At 48.8% G+C, this 26746-nt stretch carries 30 protein-coding genes and 1 pseudogene; all 31 read right to left on the bottom strand.

The features are described from left to right. Positions 1–53: 53 nt before the first annotated feature. On the bottom strand, positions 54–1610 hold the full coding sequence (locus DWW91_RS24165; protein WP_122329164.1) for a DUF4435 domain-containing protein: 1557 nt from the start codon (positions 1608–1610) through the stop codon (positions 54–56). A gap of 170 nt (positions 1611–1780) precedes the next feature. Further along, a complete protein-coding gene (locus tag DWW91_RS24160) occupies positions 1781–2230 on the bottom strand; it encodes an HU family DNA-binding protein (RefSeq protein ID WP_122329163.1) in 450 nt (149 codons plus the stop codon). 149 nt (positions 2231–2379) lie between these two features. Then, positions 2380–3198, bottom strand: a complete 819-nt coding sequence (locus DWW91_RS24155; protein WP_122329162.1) for a fimbrillin family protein — start codon at positions 3196–3198, stop codon at positions 2380–2382. An 80-nt stretch (positions 3199–3278) separates the two neighbouring features. Next, a complete protein-coding gene (locus DWW91_RS24150; protein ID WP_158599478.1) occupies positions 3279–5057 on the bottom strand; it encodes an alkyl/aryl-sulfatase in 1779 nt (592 codons plus the stop codon). Further along, on the bottom strand, positions 5045–5332 hold the full coding sequence (locus DWW91_RS27570; RefSeq protein WP_147426566.1) for a hypothetical protein: 288 nt from the start codon (positions 5330–5332) through the stop codon (positions 5045–5047). Before DWW91_RS27570 ends, DWW91_RS24150 begins: the two co-directional genes overlap by 13 nt. 106 nt (positions 5333–5438) lie before the next feature. Then, positions 5439–6380, bottom strand: coding sequence for a leucine-rich repeat domain-containing protein (locus DWW91_RS24145; RefSeq protein ID WP_122329160.1), 942 nt, complete (start codon positions 6378–6380; stop codon positions 5439–5441). 42 nt (positions 6381–6422) lie between these two features. Continuing rightward, the gene (locus DWW91_RS24140; RefSeq protein WP_122329159.1) at positions 6423–7565 is read right to left on the bottom strand and encodes a fimbrillin family protein; all 1143 of its coding nucleotides are present in this window, start codon (positions 7563–7565) and stop codon (positions 6423–6425) included. A 17-nt stretch (positions 7566–7582) separates the two neighbouring features. Next, positions 7583–8134, bottom strand: a complete 552-nt coding sequence (locus DWW91_RS24135) for a hypothetical protein (protein WP_233584568.1) — start codon at positions 8132–8134, stop codon at positions 7583–7585. Positions 8135–8169: 35 nt separating this feature from the next. Next, positions 8170–8424: a hypothetical protein gene (locus DWW91_RS24130; RefSeq protein WP_122329157.1), complete on the bottom strand. Its 255-nt coding sequence runs from the start codon at positions 8422–8424 to the stop codon at positions 8170–8172. A 96-nt stretch (positions 8425–8520) separates the two neighbouring features. Further along, positions 8521–8868 carry a type II toxin-antitoxin system RelE/ParE family toxin gene (locus DWW91_RS24125; protein ID WP_122329156.1) on the bottom strand — a complete coding sequence of 116 codons (348 nt, stop codon included), beginning with the start codon at positions 8866–8868 and terminating at the stop codon, positions 8521–8523. After that, positions 8858–9106 (bottom strand): hypothetical protein, encoded by a 249-nt coding sequence (locus DWW91_RS24120; RefSeq protein ID WP_122329155.1) that lies wholly within the window; start codon positions 9104–9106, stop codon positions 8858–8860. The genes DWW91_RS24125 and DWW91_RS24120 overlap by 11 nt, the downstream gene beginning before the upstream one ends. 167 nt (positions 9107–9273) lie before the next feature. Continuing rightward, positions 9274–11130, bottom strand: coding sequence for an Ig-like domain-containing protein (locus tag DWW91_RS24115; protein ID WP_122329154.1), 1857 nt, complete (start codon positions 11128–11130; stop codon positions 9274–9276). A gap of 225 nt (positions 11131–11355) precedes the next feature. Continuing rightward, positions 11356–11712, bottom strand: a complete 357-nt coding sequence (locus DWW91_RS24110) for an AraC family transcriptional regulator (protein ID WP_122329153.1) — start codon at positions 11710–11712, stop codon at positions 11356–11358. A 168-nt stretch (positions 11713–11880) separates the two neighbouring features. Further along, positions 11881–12468, bottom strand: coding sequence for a hypothetical protein (locus tag DWW91_RS24105; protein WP_122329152.1), 588 nt, complete (start codon positions 12466–12468; stop codon positions 11881–11883). 107 nt (positions 12469–12575) lie between these two features. After that, positions 12576–15290 carry an alpha-L-rhamnosidase gene (locus DWW91_RS24100; RefSeq protein ID WP_122329188.1) on the bottom strand — a complete coding sequence of 905 codons (2715 nt, stop codon included), beginning with the start codon at positions 15288–15290 and terminating at the stop codon, positions 12576–12578. 245 nt (positions 15291–15535) lie between these two features. Continuing rightward, positions 15536–16627, bottom strand: coding sequence for a zinc-ribbon domain-containing protein (locus DWW91_RS24095; protein ID WP_122329151.1), 1092 nt, complete (start codon positions 16625–16627; stop codon positions 15536–15538). An 18-nt stretch (positions 16628–16645) separates the two neighbouring features. Next, positions 16646–17599 carry a T9SS type A sorting domain-containing protein gene (locus DWW91_RS24090; RefSeq protein WP_122329150.1) on the bottom strand — a complete coding sequence of 318 codons (954 nt, stop codon included), beginning with the start codon at positions 17597–17599 and terminating at the stop codon, positions 16646–16648. A 25-nt stretch (positions 17600–17624) separates the two neighbouring features. Then, positions 17625–18209: a zinc ribbon domain-containing protein gene (locus DWW91_RS24085; protein WP_122329149.1), complete on the bottom strand. Its 585-nt coding sequence runs from the start codon at positions 18207–18209 to the stop codon at positions 17625–17627. A gap of 45 nt (positions 18210–18254) precedes the next feature. Next, entirely contained in the window at positions 18255–18755 is a 501-nt protein-coding gene (locus tag DWW91_RS24080) for a zinc-ribbon domain-containing protein (protein ID WP_122329187.1), read from the bottom strand. 36 nt (positions 18756–18791) lie between these two features. After that, positions 18792–19292 (bottom strand): zinc ribbon domain-containing protein, encoded by a 501-nt coding sequence (locus DWW91_RS27735; protein ID WP_158599477.1) that lies wholly within the window; start codon positions 19290–19292, stop codon positions 18792–18794. Between the two features lie 19 nt (positions 19293–19311). Further along, positions 19312–19686 (bottom strand): hypothetical protein, encoded by a 375-nt coding sequence (locus DWW91_RS24070; protein WP_122329148.1) that lies wholly within the window; start codon positions 19684–19686, stop codon positions 19312–19314. A 21-nt stretch (positions 19687–19707) separates the two neighbouring features. Continuing rightward, entirely contained in the window at positions 19708–20379 is a 672-nt protein-coding gene (locus tag DWW91_RS24065) for a hypothetical protein (protein ID WP_122329147.1), read from the bottom strand. A gap of 34 nt (positions 20380–20413) precedes the next feature. After that, positions 20414–21400, bottom strand: coding sequence for a hypothetical protein (locus DWW91_RS24060; protein WP_122329146.1), 987 nt, complete (start codon positions 21398–21400; stop codon positions 20414–20416). A 150-nt stretch (positions 21401–21550) separates the two neighbouring features. Further along, positions 21551–22051 (bottom strand): hypothetical protein, encoded by a 501-nt coding sequence (locus tag DWW91_RS24055; RefSeq protein ID WP_122329145.1) that lies wholly within the window; start codon positions 22049–22051, stop codon positions 21551–21553. A gap of 6 nt (positions 22052–22057) precedes the next feature. Then, positions 22058–22309 (bottom strand): hypothetical protein, encoded by a 252-nt coding sequence (locus tag DWW91_RS24050; protein ID WP_122329144.1) that lies wholly within the window; start codon positions 22307–22309, stop codon positions 22058–22060. 176 nt (positions 22310–22485) lie between these two features. Continuing rightward, positions 22486–22974, bottom strand: a complete 489-nt coding sequence (locus DWW91_RS24045) for a hypothetical protein (protein ID WP_122329143.1) — start codon at positions 22972–22974, stop codon at positions 22486–22488. A gap of 249 nt (positions 22975–23223) precedes the next feature. Continuing rightward, on the bottom strand, positions 23224–23946 hold the full coding sequence (locus tag DWW91_RS24040) for a hypothetical protein (protein WP_224265410.1): 723 nt from the start codon (positions 23944–23946) through the stop codon (positions 23224–23226). Beyond that, a complete protein-coding gene (locus tag DWW91_RS24035; RefSeq protein WP_147426565.1) occupies positions 23928–25520 on the bottom strand; it encodes a hypothetical protein in 1593 nt (530 codons plus the stop codon). Before DWW91_RS24035 ends, DWW91_RS24040 begins: the two co-directional genes overlap by 19 nt. A 139-nt stretch (positions 25521–25659) precedes the next feature. Then, a complete protein-coding gene (locus DWW91_RS24030; protein WP_122329141.1) occupies positions 25660–25992 on the bottom strand; it encodes a type II toxin-antitoxin system RelE/ParE family toxin in 333 nt (110 codons plus the stop codon). After that, positions 25982–26236 carry an MscL family protein gene (locus DWW91_RS24025; protein ID WP_147426564.1) on the bottom strand — a complete coding sequence of 85 codons (255 nt, stop codon included), beginning with the start codon at positions 26234–26236 and terminating at the stop codon, positions 25982–25984. Before DWW91_RS24025 ends, DWW91_RS24030 begins: the two co-directional genes overlap by 11 nt. A gap of 256 nt (positions 26237–26492) precedes the next feature. Continuing rightward, positions 26493–26708: pseudogene (locus DWW91_RS24020) on the bottom strand (hypothetical protein); the annotation flags it as partial. Positions 26709–26746: the final 38 nt, after the last annotated feature.

Raw genomic sequence — 26746 nt, 5'->3', positions numbered from 1 at the left:
AGTTTGCAAAAGAACGATTTTTTGCGGACTTTTTCTTCATTTTTGATAACTTTTTATGTCCCTAAAGATTCTTTGATGGAAGAACGTATGACTTCCGCATCCTCCTTGTTTTCTTTCAGAATGGAAAGAACGAAGTTTAAATAACTCTCCTTGTTGCTGATACCGCAGAAGTTGCATACACGGCTTTGCGGCAGCATCCCTTTTTGATTATACACACGAAGGATATTCTTGTAATCTCCCGTTTCGATGTACTGGTTGAATTTATCTTTTATCCCATTGTATATTTCATCGACATGAACGTTGTAACGGATGCTTTCCACATGCTCGGTCAGTTGTTCGACGGTCGTTATCTTGCGGTCGACCGTTGTTTCCAGTTTCTTGCGGACGCGGTGTTTGGCATGCAGGATAACCTGGCTTTCGAGGTCCTTCTCGAAGAGTTTGACTACATTTTCCTTTACCTGGGTAAATACGGTATCGGGATCTTTCATCATACGGCGTGCCACGGTACGTATCACGGGTTCGAGCATCAGCAGGTTTTCCACTTCGGCTACGTCGGGAACGAAGATATGCTGGTCATGCAGATAGTCTATCTCTCCCTGTGTACGGCGGTCGCGGTCTACGATCCCCATGGATTCCAGCGTATGGAAGTCCTGTAACTGCCGGAAAGCCTTTGTCGTTTCGATCACCTTCTGGCAGCCACCCATCGGCTTGACCATATAATCGGGGAAGATCAGCGGATAGAGGCGGTTGTCGATACTGTTGGAGTCGGTCCCTTCGATGAACAGGATCGGCTTGCGGCTCCCAAGGATATCTATATATACTTCTTCGGGAAGGCTGTCGCTGTTTTCTATCAGTTGGTAGTCCCAGACATGGGCGTCGGCATTGTAGTCCCTGATCCATATCCGCTTGCCTTCCGGACGAGAAGTGGCGAAGTCGATATCGTGCGTCAGATAAACGAATGTGCAGTCGGGACGCATAGCTTCGATCTCATCCCAAAGCAGGTTCTTGATCGAGTTGTGAAGCAGTATTTCCGGTTCTTCGATCACCAGCAGTTCGTTGGGACGGGCACAGAGTACGGCGCCTATCAGGTAGAAGACGATCTTTTCGCCGTCGCTCATTCTGCCGGCCGTATAAGAATCGCCGTCGCGGCTGGTGGAAGCCAGTTCAATAAAGCCGGACTTCCTGACCAAGCGGTTATGCGGGAACATTTTCTCCCAGATGGCCTGTATGCGGTCTATTTTGGTAATGGGCGGTTCCAGGTCCGGGGTCAGCTTGCAGGCTTCCTTATAGTTTACCGCCGCCTCAAATTCTTCGCTTTGCAGGTGGAGGATTAGTTTTTCGTATTCTGAAAGGCGGGGCATGAAGATGCGTTCCGCTATCATCGATTGCAGGCGTGCCAGTTCATTACCTTCGACAGGCACAGGTTCTTCACTGCTGATAAACAGGGAGTGCATGCCGGATATCTTTTTACTGTTGTCGGAGTAACGCTCCAGCAGATCTCTGCCGAACGAACTTTTGCCGGCACCATTTGCCCCGATAACGACAAGCACGTTTGTGTCGAGCACGATCGTTTCGGAGGCATTCAACTTGGAAGGGAGAGTGAGTTCCATACAGGTACTGATTTATTTTACTCCCAAAGGTAAGGAAGATTTTTCAGATATTCCCTTATTCGTGATCCATTATTTGTGGTATCCGGTAGTAGTGCGATTATCCGTGTCTGGTTGCGCGACTGGCGGCGGACGGTTGCCCGACTACCGGAATGCAGTCGGGCAACTATGCTTTATTCGATTTCCGGTCTGTCTGAACCTCCCGGGGTGTCGTCCGGTTTGGTTTCTTCGCCCATCATTTTGTTTATCCAGGCGAAGTCGGCTTTCTGCATGGCGGCTTTCAGTTCGTCGCCGAGCTGGAACATGATGTTCACCGCCTTAATGTTTCGGGCTGTCAGAGCCTCCTTCGTTTCGGCGCCCTCGGTGTTGAGGGTGGGGTAGAAGCTGCCCCAGTTGCCAAGTTTCACACTATTGCTATTCTTCAGGTTTCGCTCGATGACTTTCCGCAACTGGCGGATAGCCATCTGGGCTTCTGATGGGTTGAGGGTAGTTTTTTCAGCTATTTGTATTGAAACTTCGGTTTCGTCCACTTGTTTGACCGTTTGCTGAACGGGATACCATTTCTTCGGCCCTTTCGGGTCCTGCGGGTTCACACGCTGGACGGGTTTGATTAAGATTGTCATGATGTTATCGTTTTAAGAGTTTATATGATTGATGATTGTTTTGTTCTAATTCCCCGATGGTAGTGGCGGACTTGCTGTCGGGGGAAGGCGTAGCCCGTTTGAGGGTGAGGTTCACTCGGGTCGTTTCGCCCTGATAGAACTCAAGGTTGTCACTGCCGGACACTTGGTAGGTGAACGTCTGGCCATCGACTGTGACTTCTATCCTGCCTGCGGCGAGGGTTTGAAAAGGGAGAACGATGGCATAGAACGTGCCTGGCGACGTGGCGGATGGCAGCGGGGTGATGTCGGCGTAAACCGGGGTGGGGGGGAGCGCTGATACTACGGTCCCTAAGATCCACTTGTAAATTGACTCTCATGTTTTTGATTGTCACGGTGGCGTTGTTCACTACTTCCGGTGTCACACCTTCGCCTGCCGTGAGCGTCACCAGGATACGCGCCATGAAGTGGTGAAATCTGAACGTCACGTCTTCTCCTCTTTCAACCCTGGTTATGCTCATCATCAGGTCGGACGCCGCATAGGCCTCCTGCGTGCTTTGGTCGCTTTCCACGGTGAAGACGATGTAGTTGTCTGTATCGGGCGTTGTCGTCAGCACGGGATAATACCCGATGAATGAATAACCTTTGCCGCTCTCGTCTTCGGGCAGGTCGCTCCATTGCAGGGGTATGTTGCATTTCCATGACGTGCCGTCGAAGGTGGCGGTGCGGAAGAGGTCGCTGGTTGGCGCATAGGGCGTGGCGTAGACAAGGATCTGGTCGCCGGGCGAGAAGCTGCCTGTGCCGGATGCCTCGTCAATGGTGGCACGGGTGTCGGGGCTGTTGCCCGTGAAGTCGCCCATCGTGGTGGTAATGCGGATGGCATTTCCGTTGCCATCGGGCGTTATTCTGTCAGGCGGGAATTCCTCTTTGTTGCAGGCAGTCAGTGCGAGGTATGCCAGCATCATGGCAGTAATTGCTTGAATTGTCTTCATGATATTGTCGTTTTTTAGTTTATATGTTTGATGATTATTTTATTCTTGTTCCGAACTTGCTCGACAGACTAAGTCTGATGTCATGGAGTCGGGGCGAGAGGCTCTACAATGTTCCACATGCTATCGAATGTATCGAAAAGCCGGTATAAGGGGTCAAGACTTTCCCGGTCGTCTGTCGGTTTAACCGGACTGTTGTCCGGATGTAGGGCTGTCATGCGCCACCGGAAATCATCCGCGAATGCTTTCACGTCGGCAAAGGAGATGACGGCTTTACCCGCCCCGGTCTTTATCTCCTTGTGATGCAGCACGCCGTTTACCAGATGCAGTTCATAGATCCGGGCTGTATCGTCGAACCGAACATACAGCAGCTGGTTTGTATTTCCCGCTTCCGCGCCTTTCACCAGGATGGCTAAATATTCGAATATATACTCGGGCGTCAGTGTTTTCAACGTTGCAGTTGCCTGGGCGATAAACTCTTTATAGGTATGGGGGAGCAACCCCATAGGTCTGTTGCGCAATTCGAACGCCGCGCTCAGGAAGATGTTACGCCATGTGCCGCTTTCGAACGAATAAGCCAGTTGTTCGAGCGCGTCGGCCTGCAAGTAGCGGGCTTGCATATTTCTGGGATCATCGAACACTACCTGCCGCGTCAGCTCCACCGTCCAGCGGTAGTCGGCCTTGTTGAAATACTCTATTGCCTTATGCAACACGACTTTGGCTCCTCCCATGTCGGCTACGAAACGCCGCGCCACCTCTTTGTCGGGATACTTGAAATAGTTGGCCGGATTGCCGTCCCACCAGCCGATGTAACGTTGTACGACAGCTTTCACGTTATGGTTTACCGTCCCGTAGTAGCCTCGGTTGTAGAACTCGTAGTTCAGGCTGTCGGGCAGGGTGAACGTTTCGGCGATCTCCTCCATATTCATTCCTTTGTTAAGCAGGCGGATTACCTGGTCGTTGAAATAGTAATACATGTCTCGCTGTTTCTCCATCAGTCGGAAACACTCATCGTGTCCCCACGTAGGCCAATGGTGCGTACCGATGATGCACTCCACGTTGCAGAACAGTTGCATCGTCCGGTCGATGGCTCTGCCGAATGCTTTCGGGTCGCGTACCTTCGCTCCGCGCGAAGTCAGCAAGTTATGCATGGTGTGCGTCACATTCTCACCCGGACAGAGCAACTTGTATTCTTCTATATACACATGAAATTCAGCGGGAGCTTCCGTGCCGGGTACGTCTTGCAGGCGCATTGTAAGCCCGTCTATATGAAGAGGCACGCTATCTGCATCTTTGGGCTGTACTACCTCGAATGAGGGTTTACGCAAACTTCCGCTTCCTCCGCTCACTGTTTTTCCCAGCCCTGAGCCGATGTGTCCTTTGATATCGCGCGGTAGTCCGCTCCCATACATATAGACTGCTCGACGTGACATGCAAGTACCCAGGTACAGATTTTCGAAAATAGCTTCCTTATAAAATCCGTTGGGTGCTATTACCAGTACTTTTCCTTGCGGCAGGGCATATCCGTTTTTTTCAAAGTCCGACTGACTAACATTCCGCAGGATATTTTCCGGGCTGACTACTCCATCCAGCCCTTTGTAGTGGTCTACGTGGCTATGGGTGATGACGACGGCACACACCGTGGCACAGGCGTCCACCTTTTCCTGAAATATTCTCCATCCTTCGGCGAAAGTTTCGGCATACGTAAGAGGGTCAATAATAATCCATCCGGTGCGGCTTTTGATAAGAGTCATCGTGGCAAGGTCATATGAGCGTATCTGATAAACCACACCATTTCTGCCGCCTTTTATTACTTGGGGAAGCACCTGAAAAAGTCCGTTCTTGTTGTTCAATCTTTCCATGTGCCACAGTATGGGGTTGGCGGACAATCTGCCCCACCCATGAAGCGGGTGTATCCCGTCATGTCCCATACAGTTTTCTTGCCGTCCGTGACGGGACACGTCAAGGCGGTGCCTTCCACGTATCCCCTTGCGGCATTCGCTTCGTTTTCGGGACTATTGAAATCAAATATTCCAGCCTTATAGGGCGGATAATATTGCCCGGTATTCAGCTTGTCCTTTCGGTTGCTATTCAGATTGTCAATGTTCCATAGGTGAGTCGTTTTTTGCTCTGTCATAATGCTTCTGTTTGTTTTAACTGAATCATTTATATTTTTATTTTTTGTTTATTATTCGGACTGAGTCTCAATACACTGCCAAAATTCGACTCCGCGAATGGCGGGGTTATTTTTGTTCAAACGTAATGCCCTTCCAAGTATTCCCCAGCCAAGTGGTCGCGTCTGTCACCGTGGGCGAACCTGTGCCGGACTGCTTCTTGTCGGCGTTCAGCACGAGGGCACAATTACCGTACTTGAAATCCGAAGGTGACGGTGGCCCAAAAGTTCCCTCCTGTATGGCATCACCAGCAACGTTAACTAATGAGCCTGCCGCAGTCAGTTTTAGATTGGTAAGGGCCGAGCAATCAGCCACAATGTTATAACCAAAGAGTTGGGCGTTGGGTAGCGAGAGGGTGGTTAATTCGGTGCAACCTCTAAACAAATAACTACCAATAGTAGTGGCGGGCAGTTCTATTTCTTCCAGCCTGATACAATTTATAAAGGCATAATCACCAACAGTCGCAAGGGAAGGTAGTTTTACTTTGGTCAATAACCCGCATCTTTCAAACGCATTTTTGCCTACCGTTGTCACGTTATCGAGATTTATGCTCTCCAAGCCCGTGTTATAGAATGCTTCTTGTTTGATTTCCGTCAGTTCAGGCATGTTTACGGTTTTGAGTGCCGTACAGCCTGAAAATGAGAGGTACCCCGTATTGGTCAGTAAAGGGGCTTCGACAGAAGCCAGTGATTGACAACTGGCAAACGAACCGTTACTACCTGTAATTCCTTCGCTAATCGAAGTGGCTTTGGGAAGAGAGAGGGCAATCAACCCGGCACGCCAGAAGGCTCCTTCGTAAATGGTGGTGACTTCGGACATATCGACTTCTTCCAAAGCCGAACACTCCATGAAAGCCCTCTTACCGATGTGTGTGACATTCTTCAGATTAATCTCGGAGAGCGATGGGCAGCCGCTGAAAGCATTAGTCCCTATGGCTTTCACCTGTTCGGGCAGGACTACCGTCTGCAAGTTGGGACTACCGAAAAAGGCGCCTTCAGGCACTCCTACCACGGTTTTGGTGGGATTTGTACTTCCATCTATGTTTACGGACTCCTAACCCGTCACGCCGGAAAGGTCTAACTTTGTCACCGTGGTATTGTAAAATGGATTCATAAAGAAGTTTCCGCCTGACAACCCTAAATTGGCAATGGGGCCTGTCAACGTAAACTCGGTGATGCCTGCATCGAGAGCGGCGTTAATGGCGGTTTTCACTTCTTCGGCGGTTTTGCCGATCATGTTAATGTTGCCGTCAGCAGGCGTATCTCCGCCTATCACTACATCGTCCGTAATCGTTCCGCCATAGCCCCAACCGGAGATGTCGGAACCGGAGAGTTCCATCTCGGTCTGTCCCGTCTGCTGATTCTTTTTCAGCGTGAGGTTGAGGGTGAGCTGCTTACCGCTTTCGAGGCGGGTGGGATGGCTGGAATTGCTGCTGTTCAGGATGTCAGGTACATTATAGCACCACATATCCTCGCCAACCATTATCCTGAGCCATTCCGCACCTGCGGTCAGGTCTTGTGGCGCCACTTTCCAGTCGGCATTGCCACGATTTTCGTTGGTATGTTGTATCATGCCCGCATAGCGGCCATAGTCGACCTCACCGGTCAGCAGGTTAATCTCCACGCCGCTATACATCGTATAATTGCCATTCTTTCCCGCGGAATTTATCAAGGCAGTAGTCAAATCCGTGCCGGTCATGCCTTCTCCCGCGGTCAGCTTGATGATGAGCCGGTGCATCAGATGCTTGAATGTCAGCGCGACCGTCTCGCCTTTGCTTGCTGTGGCAGTGGCGTGGAGCAAGTCGTCTGTCTTGTTCCACTCTAAAGGTGTATACATGTATGCCGCAGGATTGGCAATATCTGCCGTAATGCGCGGATAGTGTGCGGAGAAGGTGACGGGGGATGTTTCACTCAGGTCTTTCCAATACAGGACGGTTTGTTGGTACTTGTATTCCCGGTTTTCACCCGGCACGGCAGTGTCTGCATAGGCATACATTCCCCATATGTCGCCTTGCACAAAGTTGCCTTTCCCTTCGGCATCAAGCTGCGGTGCGCGTGTCTGCACTCCCTCAATTTGAGTAGTGAGGTGTACTGCGCCTTTGGGCAGTATATTGCTCTGTACTTCGTCTTCGTCGGTACACGCTACCAGTGCCAGTGTAGCAAGCCCGAGAGTGGTGATAAGTTTCATCGCTTTCATATCATTATTTTTGTTTATTACTTGAATTTAATGCTTTTTTGCCGGAGATGGGAAGTGGTCACTTCGTCCGTAATCGTGCCACCGTTCTCCCAGGCTGAGATTTCGGAACCGGTGAGTTCCACTTCGCCTTTTTTGACGGTGAGGTAAAGGGTTGTTACTTTACCGGCTTCGAGCGCGATGCCTGTGTCGAAGGTGTTTTCCGCTTCCCCGTCCATGGAGCAACCGAGTGTGATTGTGCCGTTGGTTGGAAAGCTGTTCACGGTTTGATGGTTGGTAAGGGATCGTTTTTTTGTAGCACCCGTGCCTGTCCCGTCGGACAGGCTGATCGACGCATACATATTATTTAATGTATAGGTGTATCCCCCCAGCTGATCTTCGGTTACTTCGAGGCGGATGGTATCGGCTACCGGTTCGAGTTGGGCGGTGTAGGTGTCGGTAGTGTTGTTGCCGTTGCTGATTGTCAGTGTTCCTTTGCCGTGATAGAGCATTGGGTTTGTTGCGTTCTCTTTGCAGGAGACCGTAGCGTCGTCGAGCGTAGGGTCCGAAATCGTCAGGGCATTGGCATCCATATTGCCGAGGGTGACGATGTCGTAGGTTCCATCCTCTAATGCCAGCCGGCTGGTGCCGGGGGGGGGAAGGCTTCGTTTTTAATCCGGCTGCCGGTGCTGTTGTCGAATACCAGCAGGCGATAATCGGCCGAGGGGGACAGGGAGTTGCTGCTGCCATCGGTGCCGTCGCCTGAACGGGTAAGGAGCAACATGCCGCCGCTTTGCGACAGGGTTTCATCCTGGCTGCATCCTGCCAGCGCGAGGAGGGCGAGGAGAGAGACGAGGAAGATGGATAGTTTTTTTGTTTTCATATCATTACGTTTATTTTTATTATTTCTTTACAACGTAATGACAAGATGAAGGAGAGAGAAAGATATTTTCTTTAAAAGGATGCTGTACGGGATTGTTTATTTTTGTAAGAGTCCGTTTTTGCGGAGGAGTTCTTTTATCTCTTTATCGGAGATAGAGTCTCGATCGGCTTTGTCGTAAATGAAGAGCAGGTTGATATCGCTTTCATCTACTGTTACCACAACAGTAAAGGTAATGACACGTGCACCGCCACTCTTACCTTTGCCTTTCGAAGTGATACGCATACGAATTTTGCGGACTCCACTACCAAGGTCGGTTCCGAGGAGAGGATTGGCTTCGAGTTCGTCAATTAGATTATCGTAGTCATCAGCAAAAGAAGCGTAATGTTTCTTGAGGCGTTTTGCTTCTTTCTTAAATGAATCTGAGAGTTTTATTTTATAGTTCATCTCTCAATTCTTTTGAGAATTCACGAGCTAGGGTTGTTCTTCCAGCCTTCACATCTTTCAGCCCGGCATCAATTCCTGCCAAGATTTCTTCCTTGCTGATATACTCGGTACCGTTCTCTTCTTCTTTCTTTTGGGCTAACTTGCGAATTGCCTTGACGGCTTTGCGCATCAAAGTTTCATCTTCGGCTATGATGCTGAGCTGGCGGAATAATTCTGCATTAAGTTCCATGCTTGACATAATTCATTTCTCCTTTCTTTCCGGATTTGTTATGATGGTAGCAAAGATAATGAAAAACCTGCAAGCATTGCATGCCTCCTTAAAATATCTTTTCCTCTATATCTTCACCATGTCAAAGAACGCTTTTATTTTTTATACCCGCTTCCCTTATTTATAAGGGTGACAGGTTATAATATTATTTTATATGTCTTGTTGTCTACTCTTACCAGATAGAAGCCGGGCGATGCCGGGATGCGGCAAACGGTTTGCTTCGTGAAGCGGTGGAGCAGGGAGCCTGTGCCACTGAAGACCGAGATGTCGACGGGGCGCGGACTGTCGATGCAGATGCTGCCGGCAGAGGTGTAGATGCGCAGGTCGTAGTCGATCTTGTCGATGCCCGTGGCGATGTCGGTCACGGTGACGGAGCAGGTTGCAGTCTTGCGCTGGTCGGTGGTCGTCACGGTGATGGTGGCGGTACCGGGTGCGATGGCGGTTACTTCGCCGTTGTCGTCGACGCTGGCGACGTCCGTGTTGCTGCTTTCCCAACGGACGGTCTTATCGTCGGCGTTCGATGGGGTGACGGTGGCAGACAACTGGAGGATGGAACCTTTCTTGATCGTTGCCGTCTTCCGGTCGAGGCTGATGCCGGTGACATGGACTATGGCCGGAGGCGTATATGGTTCGTTAACGGTGATGCGGCAAGAGGCTGCCTTGCCGCTGCCATCATTGGCTGTTGCGGTGATGGTGGCAGTGCCCGGGCCGACAGCGGTTACTTCGCCTTTGTTGTCGACGCTGGCAATATCGTTGTTGCTGCTTGACCAGATGACGGTTTTATCGGTAGCATCGGTGGGCAGGACGGTGGCGGTAAGTTGCACTGTCTCTCCCTTATTGAGTGTTTTGGAGTCGGGGGAGATACTTACACCAGTGGCCGAAACCGTTGAAGCATAGAGTATTCCGAAGAGACTGAAGTGATCTGCCTCGAATTGCAGGCCGGCTGTGACGGCGCGGGGAGTGATGATGCAGTAATTTCCATTCTTACTTCCGGCATCATGCAGGTGCAGGATGCGGAAAACCTTGTTTTTGTCGGCTCCTTCCGGATAGGGAAGGGTGATGGTGACCGGGCCGGTGGGTTGCACTTCATTATTGTTGTCATTAATCAGTTTGATGTCGCTTACCACCAAGTTTTCGGCGAGCGATGCCGGTATCTGGTCGCTTAGTATCAGTGCTTCTACTTTATCAAGTATTGATATATTTTCTTCCTCCGGTGCGGGAGCGACGGATAGTTGGAGTTTACTCCGGTCGCTTTCTTCCTCCGGCAGGCTTTCTGCGGGGATCGCTATTTCGGGGACGGTAACTTCCGGAGCATCCTCTTCGGGAGCTTCTTCTTTCGCTATTGTTGCACTTTTAGTTCTTATTGTAACGATTACGTTGGCAGCAGGCATTTCAAAGGTAAGGGAAGAAGCATCGTCTTTAGCCGGTATTGCCGTCCAGGAGCCGTCGGTGGCATGGGCGGTGATGTTGATGATTTCGATGGTATCGGTCTTTTTACTTTTTTCTGTCTGCTGTGGAGCGATTGTGACGGAGGCTCCTTTAGCCGTCGTATCCGATTCTCCCAGGTTTTCTAATAATGACTTGTCAACCCCGGTAACATTGGTTGTAATGGAGTAGGTCGCACCGTCTTTTTCTTTGGTCGTGACTGTGACGTAATATATATAATCAGGGGTAGGCATATCAAAAGTATAGGTATTCTTATCATTTGGGTTTGCCTTGACTTCATTCCCGTTTACTTTGACCGTATTTATTTCTTTATTGGCGGGAAGATTGGAAAAGGTAAGCGTGGCGGTCGTACTGCTTTGAATGGTGTTGAACTTGACCTGGTGTTGTATTGCCGGATCGTCCGCAGTCACAATTATCTTGGCTGTGATTTCCTGTCCGCAGACTTTACTGCCTATACCTGACAATCCAGCCAGTAAGAGGGCTGTCATGCAGAACCACCGCAGGTAATAGTACGTCTTTTCTGAGTTTGTTGCGTATTTCTTCTTCATAAATAATAAGTTTTATAAGGTATTACAATTACGAATACGAATGATTCAAAATTAAAGGATGGAGATGACAGCAGATTGCCATCCGGACATTATTTGAAGAAAAGGAAGGTTTGATACTTGGGTGTGTGAGTAATGTCTTTGTTTTCAGTTCTTTACCAGTTGTATGGGGAAGGCTTCGGGGTTGTCCGGTGTGACTGAATAGGACTTTTATCAGTCGGGAAATGACTAAATGGGAGTGCTTTTTGTGACTTGCTGCCGATATTCAAGGGGCGTGCAGTTGTACTTTTGGGAAAAAAGACGATGGAAAGTGCTGCGACTCATGCAGACATGGTCGCTGATTTCGCAGATGGGTTTGTCGGGATATTCGACCAGCATCTGTTTGGCCTCTTCAAGACGGAGGGTATTGAGCCACGCTTTGAAATCGCAACAATAAGTGCCGCGGAAGAAGCGGGCGAACGAGTTGCGGTTGAGTCCCATTTCTTTGATAAGGTGACGGCGGCTGGTTTCATTGAGATAACTTTTGCCGGCAATCCAGTTGTCGATATATTCCTTGTGGGGAGCGTAGTTTTTTTCATCATCCATTAATGGAGTACTATTTTCGTTCAAATTATCACCCAGTGATAATTTATTCTCCGCTCGATAGCGGAGAATAATGTCGTTGTATATTAGTGTTCTTGCATAGTCGTTGAAAACATATGAGAATAATGTATAAAAGAGGATGCAGACAATAATAAAAGGTATACTGATATTCTAGGGAGATACAATCTCAGCCAGAGCGAATATACCGATGAACAGTGCCGAAAGAAATGCCAGCCTTACCCAGCAAAGCTTGTTTGGTCCTGTTACCGCTGTACGAGCGATCTTGTACTTACTGAAAAACAGCCAGGTATAATAGGCTAGTTGGATGATATATCCTAAAATGGATATCCGGGTAATGAACCGGTGCAGTTGTACCGGCCCCATCAAATAACAGGTAAGGAGCATGGCGGAGAGGAGTACCATCGGTATCACCTGACGGAGTATTCTGTGGGCGATGTAGGCTGGGTCGATCAGCGTAAGAAGCGTGAAGGTAAACAGGCATGCCTGAAATGAAGCAGCAATAAGCGTGATGGTGGTTACCAAAGCCGGATCGGTGTCATGCGGAGCGGAGTAGAGTTCGATAAACCCTGCCGTTCCCAGTATCAGATACGATAAAGCCAGCAATGTTTGTGATATACGGATGCTTTTGATATGATATTTCATGGCGAGCAGGTATCCCAGCATGATCAAGCCAAGCAGCAATACAACGAAGGATTGCAGAAAAGTAAGGTGTTCATATGGTGTTTTTATGTCTGGCATGTCGCAAAGATACGAAATATTACAAAAAAACAGCAGGCTTCGGAAACACACCCGAAGCCTGCCAGTTTTAATTTTTAATGGTTATATGAATGGAACTGTGTGTTCTCTTAGTTATTTGAAAAGTGATAACTGCCCGAACCGATCTCGATTTCCGTATAGGCGGCGGTGTCATTCACCCTCCTGATACCCGATTGGTTGGATTGTTTGATCCGGAACTCTTTCGGTATCCGTACGACGGCTGAGGTGTTGCCGGGGATTGTAATATCCCAGCTGAAAGTACCGTTTTCTTTTTTCCAGGCACTTTTGATCTCTCCGTAGACTGATTCGTAGGAGGCGGAAACGGCATTCAGCCCTTCGGGAAATACCGGAGCCATGATCAGCTTCTTATAAGCGACGGATTCCGGAGCGCATTTGATTCCAGCCAGGTCTTCATAGTACCAGATGATCAGGTCGCCCAGTAACATGACATGGTTGGCGGAATTCATGGCAGGGTCGGCGGTATCTCCGTTCCAGAGTTCCCAGATGGTGGTGGCACCTTTCTTTGCCATGTATCCCCAACTCGGGTAGGTGTCGTTCGTTGCAATCTTCCAGGCTATATCTACCCGGCCGTATTCGGTGAGGCCGCGCATCAGATGCTGGATGCCCAGGACACCGGTACTGACATGGCCGCCGAAGTCTCCCTCCGTTTTCTTGACAATGTTGGCAAACACTTTTTCTTCATATCCTTTTGGAACGAGTCCTAAACGTAATGACAGGATGTTGGCTGTAACCGTATTGTTGCCGTATTGGGCTGTTTCCGGATGGAAATATTTTGCGTTGTAGGCTTCTTTCATCTTTGCTGCCAGTTCCTGATAGGCTGTAATATCGTTTTCCTGTCCGCTTAGCCGGGCAAATTCGCTCATCATATTCAGCAGGCTGTAATACATGGTTGTAGACAGGATAGCACCGTCAGTCTTACGGGCCGGGTCCTGCGAATGAATTAACTCCTGTGATTCCGGGGGCATACACCAGTCACCGTAAGTGTCTTTTACGATGATATAATCCTGCATGGCTGTTTGTTGTATGTGTTGCATCCATCGCTTCATAGACGGGTAATGTCTGATGATGGCACTCTTATCCCCGAACTGGCGGTATAAGAGGTTGGCTACATAGAAATAGGCGGCAGGCCAGGTGACATCGTCGTTGTATATCGTCCAATAACGGGGAGATACGTCGGAGATGCTTCCTTCCGGGCTTTGGGAGTCTTCGATATCCTGCAACCATTTATTATACAGGAGGGCATTGTTGAAGATGAAAGCTTCTCCATATGCTCCGGTTACACGGTCTCCCAGCCATCCGTGACGTTCGTCGCGTTGCGGACAGTCAGTCGGCATGCCCCGGTAATTGCCACGAATACCCCAATAGGCATTTTTATAGATCTGGTTCACCAGAGGGTTGGAAGTTTCAAACTTTCCGGTCGTTTTCATTTTGTCATAGATTACTTTTCCGGTAAAGGCGGATAATTCCGGCTTATAATCAAGCCCCGAAATCTCTACAAAACGGAATCCGTGATAGACAAATATCGGTTCCCAGCTGAACTGGCCGTCGCGAGCCGGGGTATATATATCGGTTACATTGGCACTACGCAGGTTTGCCAGGTAAAGCGAACCGTCTTCCTTGAGTAATTCAGCAAATTTCATAGTGACAGGTTGATCTTTCTTTCCTTTCAGGCTGACAGCTAACCTGCCGACCATATTCTGTCCCATATCGATGATATATTTGCCGTCCGGTCTTTCGGTGATGCTGACCGGCTTGATTTCTTCCTGGATACGGAGGTTCGGATTTGACTGTACGGTTAATTTACCGGCGGGAGTTGTCATGACATCTGCCGTGAGCCATTTAGAGTCGTCGAAACCATTTTTGTTCCAACCGCTCAGTTCTAGGCGGGCGTCATATTCTTCGCCGTCAAATTCGTTGTTGGCAATGATCGGGCCTTTGGAGGTTACTTTCCATGAGGTATCGCTGACTATGACGGTTTGCGAGCCGTCGGCATACTCGATTTCCAGTTGTGCAAGCAGGGAGGGCAGCGTTTCCTGCCGGTCTCTCATTGCGAAATAACGACCGTTACCCAAGGCAACGCCTATCGTATTTTTATCTTTTGACAACAGATCCGTCACGTCATATACATTATAATATACACGGTTAGGATACCAGGATGGTCCGGGCGCGAAAATATCTTCGCTTACAGGTTTTCCATTGATATAGGATTCGGAAAAACCGAGGCCGGAAATGTATAGAACAGCTCTTTGAATCGGTTTATCCGCAACAAACTCTTTGCGGAGATAGCGAGCGGCAAGACGTGTCTTCCCTTCTTTCGTCTCTCCGGGGTTGGAAAGATTGTTTTCGCCGATCCAGGTTGCTTTCCAGTCGGAAGGATTGAGCAAGGTCATCGACCAGGTGTTTATCGGACTCCAGTCCGTTGAGCCTTGATTCGTATTGGCTTTAATACGCCAATAATATTGTTTTCTGGATTGTAACGGATTGCCTCCGTAGGGGATGAGTATGGACTCATCGCTTTTCACTTCACCGCTGTCCCAAAGCAGTTCTTTCCCGTTTTTCAGGTTATCGGGAGATTCGGCAACCTGTATCTGATAGGAGGTCTGCGTGAGATCGGGTGATCCGGAAGAGATTTTCCACATAAAGCGGGGTTGTGATACACCAATGCCTACCGGGTTTTCTTTCATTTCAACCCGAAGATCTTTGATACTGACCGTTTGGCCGGAAGTACATCCTGCCAGTATAATAACCAAAGTAGTCAATAATGAGGATAAAGTAGCTTTCATTTGCATTCGAATTAAGTTAAGTCTGTATAGAACAGGGATAATACATCTTCCTTAGTTTCACAAAGTTAGGATATTGGATATTGAAAGGGTTTTTAATTTTGACTTTTTTCCTTTGTAAAATGATATTGTTAATGGATAATTCTATGTTTTATGCCAAGTTGTCACAGCAAAAACGACTGGAGCCAACAGAGGACTTCCAGTCGTTTTTGCTGTGAATAGCTATAAGTCAGTTAGTTTTTTTATTACTATCCGAACCGTGTCCCGCAATTACCACAGAAGACTTTTTCTGGTTCCAACGCTTTGCCACAGGAAGGGCAGAAGCGGGGAGCGGCAGAAACGGGGGCAGGCGGATCGTAAGAGGGAGCGACTGCCTGTGGTATTTCTGCCGGAGATTGTTCTTCACCATAGCCGGATGCTTGTCCCGCATAAGCCGGTTGCGGTTCGCTTGTGCCTTTGTTGAACAGTTCTTTGAACTTTTTTGACAGGTTGCACAACTTGTCGTAGAGGTCGAAGGTGATCTGGGTGGTCGGAGCTACCTGCATATAGCTGCTCATCATTTTTACCAGTATCCAGCTGTCGATAAAAGCATATTTTACCGTATAAGCGAACAGCAAGGAGATAATGAAAGCCATAAATCCGCTCCATCCAAATAGACGGAACTGCCCGCCGAAGAGGACGAATGCCACCAACGTTACTGCCACGAATGAAAGGATAACCACACCGGTTGTCTTCGCTGCGTCTTTCAACAGTGTCTTCCAGTTCTTGAAATAGATAACCACACCGTCGGCGGCTGATTTATAGGCATTCTGTTCCGGATGGGCGAAGGTATATCCCAGGCAACATTCATCGACGTAGCCGAGGGAGATATCCAGAAACATATTCATGAGGCTTTTTACGCCATCGGCTCCCGGCAGTGCTCCGAGCAGTCCGTCGGTGATACGCCCCAGGGTACGTTGCAGTTGTTTGACGGAACCGGCTACCAGTTTGTCGAGTGCGAAGTATACGTTGGAGGTACCGAAGCGTTCCTTCACCATCGTCTTTCCGGTTTCAAACGGGTTGGCAGGGACTTGCCCTGTTTGAAAGGCTATCGTTATTACGGCTACATGCCCGGCTTTCACCAGATAGCCGATGTAATGGTTGAGGAAGAAATTCACTATCCCGATCAGACTCAGCCAGATAATGAACATGATTGCGCCGACTCCTCCACTATCGAACAGGACGGCGATACCCATCATGATGGCGAACAGAACGACGGCTATCAGGATATTGAGCAATCCCAGCCCCAGCTTGATCCAGCCGAATTGCAGTGTCTTTGAAAAAACTTCTTTTGCTGTCATAACCAATAGGTATTAATGTTAGAACCTGATCTTGAAGGAACCTTTATCCGTTTTCACGATATAAACACCCGGTGAGAGTGTTGAAACATCTATTGTAGATGCAGGGCTTTCCTTTACCAGCTGCCCGACGATGGCATATATTTCGATGCCGTTTTCGGCAGCCGGGACTTCGAGGATGGTTCCGTTCAGTCGCCATTCTGTTTTTTCGACAGTGATGGTTTCGTTGCTGTTGGGGTTGTCCGGTTTATGATCGGAATAGTAGGCGTAATCTTTGCCATCGTATTTCCAATCGGTAGCTATTGGAATATAAGTTTTCCCCCAGTTTTTGGTGATTACCGGGTTGCCTTTATCTACTATTTCGCTTTTCGTTTCAGACATTACCGCCCAGGCCCCCATCATATCGGTTGATAGTTTGGTCATGCTGACATCTCCATCGTAAGTCATTTCTGTTTTGATGTTGAGAGTCATTCCTTCCGCCGTAGTTGTGAGTTCGAGTAGAGTAGGCATACCTGCGGAGTTGACCTTTACGTTGGTTATATTTACAACGCCTTCCTGTTGCCAGCTACCGCCTTCCCGGGTAAAACTGGTAATCATTTTCGGATAAATATGATCATTTTCGTAGGTCATATCTGTCTTATCGGTTTCCGTTCCGTCGGCAGAATAACCGATAGCCGTTGTTGTACGTCCTTTGCTGTCGAGCGTGTTGACGGTTTTACCGGCCGTTTTCCAGCTGCTTGTCGCTTCCTCCCAGGTATAATGGTTGGTCTGGGTGACGAAGTTCTTGTCATTGAATACGTTTTCTTCTTTTGTACTCTTTTTGTCGTTCTCATCATAATGGATGGTGCTGTCCGGCGAAGCGGTAAGGAACGTAGGAAGATCGAATGCACTACGCAGTGTAACCGATGTGTTCTGTGCCATCAGATTGGCTGAGGCGAACAGGGCAGTAGCTGCCATAAGTATAATCTGTTTCATAAGAGTAAATTATTAGAGATGAATACTATTTTAATAAGCGATATTTTCCGATAAGCGGGAGCTCTTTGGCGCGACCGTTCACGGCATTGAGAATTCCGATCACGGCCAGTATGGCAAATACGAAACCGAGAAGTCCGATGATGCTCACCACAAAATAAAGTCGCCATGAGATGGCGAGGATCACGCCGCTTAGAATGCTGTACGCTATACCATATATTATGGATGCGATGCAAAGCTGCAAACCCTGGTTGGAATGATATCGGGCAAAAGGCGAGTCTTTGGCCGCCAATATCGGAATAAGAACCAGCGGGCCGAAATAGGCGAGGATCGACATGCCTTTGTGCTGTTCGATGTCTCTGGGATCGAACTGGGCCGTGCTGTCGGCCGTGTTGTTCAGGTTCGAGAAGGTATCGCCGGCAGCCGGTTGGGGCTGCTGAGCCTGGGGCGGTTGTTGTACCGGTTGAGGCTGTTGATACTGTTGCTGCGGAGCTGCCGCCGGTTGGGGCGGTGCTTCCGGAGTAGGAGCGGCGGCTGCCATCGGTGCGCCGCAGGCCGGACAGAATTTAACTCCGTCGTTTACTTGTTGTCCACATTTTCCACAGAATGCCATAAATGTTTCCTCCTTTAATTTAGTTGTTTTGTTTCTTATTGTTATTTATTCGAGTGATTTGAGTGTATCTGTAATGTCACTGAGGCCGGAACCGAACATGCTTCCGAAAATAAGGAAGATGATGCCCGAAAGAACCGCGCTTATCAGCATGATAATGAGCATGGCACGGGCGAAGTTCGTCTTATTCACTTTCCGGCAACCGCCGCATGCCCATACAAGGAGCAGGATCAGGTTGACGATGGGCAGCATCATCAGCAACATGATGCCGATATAGCCGCCTGTTGTGATCGGTTCGTATTTGCTGCCGGGAGGCAGGGTGTTCGGGTCGGGAGCAGGTGTATAAGGTTGCGCCGCATAGGGTTGGGCTGTGTAAGCCTGTTGAGGCGGTGGTGCGGTCTGCGGTTGCGCATAAACAGGGGAAGCCTGCGGTCGTACCTGTTGTGCAGGGGTCGGAATTGTTGCCGTTATTCCCATCGGTTTTCCGCACGAGGTGCAGAATTTTATATCGTCGGGGACTTGTGTCCCGCAAAATGTACAGAAAGCCATAATCATTTCCTCCTTACTAGTGTGTTTGTATTCGTATTATTCTATCTGCGTGCCGCAGCTGCTGCAAAAGCGGTAACCGGCAGCCACTTCTGCTCCGCAATTGGGACAGAAGCGTTTGGCGGCGGGAGCTTGTGCCGGAGGAGCGAGGCGTGTGCCGCATCCCTGGCAGAAGTTTGTTCCCGGCGAATTGTAGCTTCCGCAATTGGGACAGCTGTGTGCTGCCTCTTCAGCTTCGCGGCGGGCGCGTTCTTCGGCTTCCGCTTTTTCGCGCAGTATCTTTTCGTCGCGTGCAGCCTGCAAACGCTCTTCTGCTGCATAACGGTTGTTGAAGAGTACCTCCAGCTCGGTTTTTATCTCGGGATGGCTTTCGCCGCCGTCGGTATCGTATACCGCCCTGCCGAGGCGGGCGAAGATCTTCTCCTCCTTTTCGGAAAATTCTCTCAGCTCGGCCTGGGCGGTCAGTATTTTTACATCCGGATCGTCCTGAGGGAGGAAGCCGGATACGCCTTTTATTAATCCGTCTATGATGTTTGACATATTGTTGTTGTTTGATTGATTATTCTTTTTTCTCTTCCGGGACAGCTTTTTTAGTATCCTTCGTCAGATCGCCCAGGTCGATGTTTTGTAGTCCTGCGCCGATGGCGAGGATGGACAGTTTCGACACTTTGGTGATGATTTTCAGTTTTGTTACGCCGCCGACTTCGTCTTTTTCCAATGCAGTATTCAATACCTGCAGGGGTTCTTCCAGGTCTTTCCCTATTTGGTCGAGTTCTTCCTTGCTCAGTTTCTCGCCCTTCTTATTTGCTTTTTCCAGCTTTTCAATGGCGGTGTCGATTTTCTTCAAGGACTTGTCAACGGGTGATCCACCTCCGCAAGCCGTCATTATCACGAGGCTTACGATGCACATAAGTGCTACGATTGTCTTTTTCATGATGCGTTTGTTTTTTAGGGTTTAAAAGCCTTCTATTTCTACTATTTCCTGTACGGACATCAGCTTGCCTTTCTTGTTGTAAGTTTCCGTTTTCACGGGACCGATGCCGCGCCCGTACCATATTTTCTGCTTCATCTGCTGCTTGATGCCGATCACTTTTGCGAGGACGGTGCTTTCAACGATCAGGCAGTCGATGGCGGTTCCGCCGATATCGAGCGTTTCTTCGCCCGTTACTTTGATATCAGAATTGGCGGTCGTCGTTTTCATGGCACCGATGCTGACGGTGATGGTATAATCTTTCAATACGTCGCCCACAGCAACGTCGGCGGGTAGTATCAGATTATCGCCACTCACTGTCATGCCTTCCATCAGCTTGCCTGCCAGCGAAGTCGGGTCGAACGTCACGACACCGTCTTTGATGTAGATCTTCATGTCCATCTCTTCGTTCAGCAACGGTTTTTTCTTGTTGTCCATCACCATCATTTTGTAGACGACGGTGCAGTTGGAGGGTTCGCCTTCCACGCTAACGACGGTGCTTTGCGTGTAACCGTTGATCTTTCCTTTGCCGTCTTTTTCGGCCAAGGTGATCTTCAGCCCGTTTTTGGTGAAGAAGAAGGGTTCCTGGGCGTTCAGCCCCACAGTTGCCATCAGGGAGATGGCGATTAGCAGTAATGTTTTCAGATGTGTTTTCATACGCTTGATATGTTAGTGATTAATAATATGTTATTTAGTAATTATGTTTCATTATCGTCTCCGTAAAGTCTAGATACGCCCAGTTCAGATAATACTCGTTCATGAAATTATATTCACTGGGAGTGTAGAGCTTAGGGGTGGGTATGTCCAGTTTCATCCCCAGGCTGTCGGCTCGACGGGCTTCGGGCAGCAGGGCGTGGTAGTATTGTTGCATTTCTGTGACATAGCTTCGCCATGCCTCGCAACGTTTCTCGCCGGCGGGTAAGGAGCTGACCTTTTCTTCCACTTCGTATTTACGGCTTGCGACCAGTTCGTCCACCTTTTTCCGACGTGCTTTGTAACGGTCTATTCCTTCGATCAGTTCTTTGTTGTCTTTGAAGAACTTTTCTTCTGCTTCTTTAGCCAGTATTTTATTGCTCTCCTTCATTTCGCCTAACATAAGAGCCATCCCCATCAATCCGCCTTCCTGTGCTTTCGCTATTTTTTTGTTTATTTCATTTAATTGCGCTTGTTGTTGGGCATCTTTTTGCTTTTGTTTTGTATAAGCTTGCATTATTATCTTGTTTTTCTGGTCTTCATTCATCTTGTCTACTTCCGCTTGTGTATGTCCGAATACATCCATCAATTCGCGGTCGCGTCCCACGGCTCTTGACTTCTTATAATAATTACTTCTGTTCTGATTGCGGAGTTCGGTCAGGCGGGCGGCAAACGCAGTCGTGTTGCCGGTAATCAGGTCGGCGGCAGGGGGTAGGTCGGGGTAGTCTGCCATGATGCTGCCAGGAGTAGCGGGTACAGGCTTCGGCAGGGAGCCGGCAGGTGCTTCGATACCTACTGTGGTTTCCTCGGATTGCATTATGCTGTCGGCTGTGGCTTTCGCTTGTCTTTTTTCGTCTACTATCTTTGCCAGGCGCACGATCTTAGCCTTTACCTTCTGCTGCATTTTTTGTTTCATATCGGAGCAGGAAGGCAGGGCGAAGAGGAACGCCGTGCAAATCAGTAGTATCCAATTATTTTGTTTCATCGTTCTTGCTCTTTATTAGATTGATATTTGATATCTGTACCGTTTATTACACCGGTCGGCCTATGCCTGTCGAAAGCGATTTTCCCGTTTACGATCACCCGTTCTATTCCGGCGGGAGTATGTCGTTTTCATGTCGTTATTCCAATTTTGTTATTTTTTCTTGAGCATCTCCTGGGCTTTTTTCATGGCATCCATCATGTCGTTCATTTCTTGATTGGACGACTTCTTGCCCTCTTTTAAGTCCTGGAGATCTTTTGTTCCTTGCTGCGCTTTATCTATTTTTCCTTTCATCATGTTATGCATATCATCCATCATGGCATCCATTGATACGCCACGTTTGTAGCCTTTGGGAATTACAAACAGATGCGCCGGTTGTAGCCCTACGACAATGTTTCTCAATATTCGCATGGTAATATCTGCGCCATAGTGCTGTATATAGTGTCTGAAGCCTTGTGCTTCCCAAGTCTTATCGAACTGGGAACCCTCGTGCATCGTTCCGGCATTCACATCGCGCGACAGGTCTTCTTGAGTGATCTCGTAATGTTTGCACAAGATGCCGGAAATTGTTTCCTGCTTGATGAATTTCTTCTTGATTGAACGTGAAATCTCTTCACTTTCAATTCCGAGTATCTTTCTTGTTTTTCCTCTCATCCCTTCTCAGGTAAATATCGCGTAGGTTTTATTTTCGGGCATAAGGATGCAAAGCGAATCATTGCCGAAAATCAGATTTACAAATATTTCCCCTTTGGGGTTGGGTACTTCTAATCGCATCACTTTGCCGTTGTCCCAGATTTTGTATTCCAACTTGTCGCTGGATTTGATGCGCCATTCTCCGTAAAAGGGCTTTTGCCCCCATGCCGCCACCCCGTTGAGGGCTACGAATACGATCAATAAAATTAACTTCTTCATATGCTTGTCAATTATCAGTTCATAAATTCTACATATATATATCGTATTGACAGGCCGGAATGATTTAAAGGGGAGGGAAGAAAGGGAAACAAAAATCCCGACATTCCCTAAAAATCATTCCAACATATCAAAGAGCGATTTGCCAGTGATTGAATAAACTCAGAGTGTTACTGAGTTTATTCAATCTCCGGACGATCATCGCCGCCGCCGCCACCTGCTGCACCGCTTTTCGCCAGACGGTAATCCGTCAGGGAAGCGTAGCTGATGTCGTTTTCCAGCACGCCGCCATCCTCGAAGGTGAGGCCGCTGAGTACGCGTTCGCGCAGTTCTTTTGCAGGGGTAAATACGATGCGGGCATTCTTAATCATGCTGTTTGCCCGGAAATCGTTGATATCTTCCACACCGTCGCTCTTGAAGGTGAGGCGTAAGCTTCCCAAACCGGGAATTTTCACAGTATGCCCCTGCCGGAGTTGCTGGGGGGCAAACTGAGCGAAGAGTTCGAGTGAGGCTTCCATCTCGATGGGAGCCGTGGTCGTGTTGGCGGTGGCAGCACGTGTCATCGCCTTGCCCGACAGCGGGGATTCGCTTTTAGGGGTTGCATACCATTTGGGAGGGGCATCCTTTTTCAGCGGATTCGTTCTTTTAATTAATTTGTACTTTGCCATTGTTTTTTATTTTTAAATCATTAATAATAAGCTATTTATATTCTCTTATGCATCTGTTTCCGGTCTTGCCTGCGTGAGGCTCTTTGTTTCACCCGTGTGAGGCTCTCGATGTCACCCGTGTGAGTCTGTTGATGTCACCCGTGTGAGGTTGACGATGTCACGCGGGTGAGACTTTTTACCTTTCGGGGGATCGGTTTCCCCGGAAACCAGGGAAATTACTTTCCGAGGCTTCCGAAGTCACCGACGGGTCTACCAGATTCTATCCCCGTGTGTACTTTTATAATAGCTGACTGCGATGTCCGAATACGAATAATAAACGGTTCCGGCGGTCGGCATGAAATCGGTATGGAAGAAGCGGCGGTCGCTCATGGCGCGAATCGTTTCGTAGCTGTCGCGGAACGAGGCGTTATAGGCGGTGGCGCAGAAGCGGACTTGCTCGATTGTCTCTTTGTCGGCGAGTTCCGGGAAACGGTGGTAGAGCAGTTTCAGGAACAGGGCGAGGTAGATGCGCTGCCACTCCGGGGCGTCGAGGCGGCGGATACGGGTACGGCGGGCGTAGACGTTGTCGGCCAGGTCGAAATAGAGTTCGTACTCGTGGCGTAAGGCGGTCTGCATCCAGTCGCGTTCCAACGCTTCGGCAAAGGAGGGTTTCATCTGGAAACGTCCGATGGAGAAATCGGCCCCGCGGGTTCCGCCTTGCAGGTAGAGGACCTTGACGGCCGTTGTCTCTATAAAGTCCTGCAAGGCGGAGTAGCGGATTAGTTCGGGAAAAACGACTGCTTCCGCCAGCTCGGCGCGGAGGCCGAATTCAGAAAAGATAACCATCCAGATCTCCTTTTGCCCGGTTATGTACTTCTCAGCTTCTTTCCATTCTTTTTCAAAGATCGTTTGATAATCCTGTGCGGCGGCCGCCATGCTAAAGGCGAAGGCGATGGCCGGGGCGAGGAGTATCCTTATAATTTGTAGATACATTTCTCTACGTTTTCACCTGACACCTCTACCCATATCAGTCGGTTGCCTTCTTTTTTGAGGGCCGAGGGGTAGAAGGTGGAGCCGTCGTGCAGGGTTAGGGCACCGTCGCGCGAGTAGGTGGCAGTCCATTTGCCGCTCTGCGAAGTCCAGGTGCCATAAGGCGGCTCGTAGTCTTCGCGTTTTTGCTGCTGTTGTTTGATGGCCTGCCGACCTTTGGCGTCCATTTCGCGTTTCTTGCCGTTCTCGTAGATGTACTCGGTGCCGTTCTCTTCGTCGATTGTCCAGATGACACAGCCGCTCAAGAAGCCGTCGACGGAGGTGGCATAACCGCTCTCAGCACGCATCATCCGTTCGTTTTTCGGGAATTTCATGATGTTCTCCTTGCAGACGGGAGTGAATTCCGGTTCGGGAAATTCGCTGTAGGCCTGGTCGAGGAAATTGGCGCAGATGGTCACGATGTTGAGACTGGCGCGTTTTTCGGCACAGGCGGGGATCATTCCGGCTTTCACCAAGTCGGCCTGCAGGGACATGCTCTGCGGGTAGAGTCCCCTGTTCAGTTCGATCTGCTCTGCCAGGTATTTGCGCCAGGTGACGGCGGCTTCGCGGCGGGCGCGTTTGGCCAGCTCGTCGGCTTCGGTGTAGATCTGCTCGATCTCTGCCGGGTCGTCGGTGTTGCAGAGCCGGGCGTAGAGGTTCTTGAGGACGGCGGCATTTTTTCCGAGTATTTTATTGTAGTTAATGAGCGGGTTAGGAGGGCCCTCCATCTGTTTTTGCATCAGTTCGGCGAGGCGTTGGTCCAGTTCGGCATCGCCGCTACCGGATTGTATGCTTGAAAGGGAGGAGGATTTTTCCATCAGTGCGCCCAGGTCTTCCATGGCGTTGCCGTGTTCGGCAAGGATGGCCAGCCGGTCCTGGTCGCTCAGCTCGCCACCTGCGGCTGCTTCGCGTTTTTCAATGTCGACGGCCATGGCTTCGAGGCTGCTCATGTCGCCGATGGTGTTGCTAACGATCTTTTGGGTGATGCGTTCTTTTTCGGCTTCGGAGGTCATGTCGTTTTCGAGGGCCCGCAGTTCGGCTTCGGTGATGCCGAGTTTTTTGGCAGTCGAGGCGTACATATTTTCGCGGAAGGCAATCATTTCTTCGTCCGAGCAGGTGTATTGCTTGTCGAGTTCCCTGACGCGCGTCGTAACGGCTACTATCTTCCGGTAGTAGGTTTCGCGGGCGGCGGCATTGGGGTTCGCCATCTCATCGACTGATGGGAGCGGGGGAAGTTCCTTCAGCAGGGCTTCGATGGAGGAGGCTTTGCTGGGGGTGACTGCTTCGTCCCATGTGGCGGTGGCGGTGCGGAGTTTCTGCAGTTTGTCGGACGGGGTGGGGCGTTGGATCGGTTTGTTGCCATTGCTGTTCCCGTCGTGATTGTCGTCGGCTTGCGCCTGATCTTCCGCAATGTCGGTGCTTTCGCTGATACCGACAGCGTTTTCCACTTTCTGCTTCAGCTTTTTCATAAAGCCCTGGCTGTGTCCCGCGGTGGGGAGGCTGCAGGCTAATGCTAGTAGGAATAAGGTCTTTTTCATGTCGTTCCGTTTTTATGGTGTTACATTATTTTCATATATGCACACAAAAAAAGCGTGTAAACTTTGAGATTGGTTTACACGCTTTTGGTTACGGAAGTGTTTTTATATTCAACTGGTTACAATTTGTAACCAGTTTGGGTTATATCTCTTTTATCAGACGGGCAATTTCTTTTTCGGTTATCGTATCTTGCTCTGCTTTGTCATAAATAGCAAGAAGAGTGATAATTCCTTCTTCCATGCTTATAACAGCTGTATAGGTTATAACCCGGGCACCATGACTTTTTCCCTTACCCTTGTCACTGATTGCCATGCGAACTTTATGGACACCATTACCAAGATCTACTCCTTTAGAAGGATTTTGCATTAACTCATTAACGAGTTCTTGTAAATCGTTTTTCAGCGATTTATACTTTTTTGCCAGTTTCTTTAGTTTCTTATCAAAACTAGGCAAAGTCTCAATACTATAATTCATTGAGCAGTTCTTCTATAGGACGACTTTTCAGTTTACCTTCTCGCACGAGCTTGAGTTCTCTCAACCCATCCCGGATATCATTCAATATCTCTTCTTTTTCTGCGGCAGACATTTCTTCTTTGGCTGCTTTTTCTTTTTTGAGACGTTGAAGGACTTTTTGAAGTTTCTTCATTGCCTCGTTGTCGTCAAGCAGGTAAGCTACGTCTTGCAGAACTGATTGTTGCAATTGTATTGCTTTGTTCATAAGTTTCTCCTTTCTTTTATCAAGGTTTTTATGATGCGAAGATAATGAATTAGTAAACAATCGACAACAGATTGCTTTGTTTTATTCAGCTGAAGTATATAAATCAATAGCCTGTTTTACACTTCAATCTGTGGATCATCTTTATCCTGTCCTAATTGTAGAAAGTCCTTTGCATTGATGGGGGTTACGACCGGACGGCCGGTTTCTTCTTCCAGTTTCATGCGGGCTTCTCCGATATATCCTTGGTGGAGAGTTCGGAAAGCATTTTCAGTTGACTACAATTTGTAGTCAACTCATTTCCTTCCTTTTTTAATCGTTTTTTTAATACACTCCAGTATTTTCTGGGGTTAGGACTGTCCGTCAATACAGCCACCACATCAACAATAGAAAAGTACCATTCTTCGGTTTCACTATCCCATAATGTGCGGACTTTCTTCTCTTCAAAAACTTTGATAGCATTTTGCTGTGTCATAATTTATGGTTTATTGGTTCTTTGCAAAGATATGCAAA

Origin of the sequence: Parabacteroides sp. AF17-3 (assembly GCF_003635445.1) — a bacterium.
Lineage (GTDB): Bacteria > Bacteroidota > Bacteroidia > Bacteroidales > Tannerellaceae > Parabacteroides > Parabacteroides goldsteinii.
The sequence above is the reverse complement of the archived record's forward strand: the minus strand, read 5'-3'. Positions and strand labels throughout refer to the sequence as shown.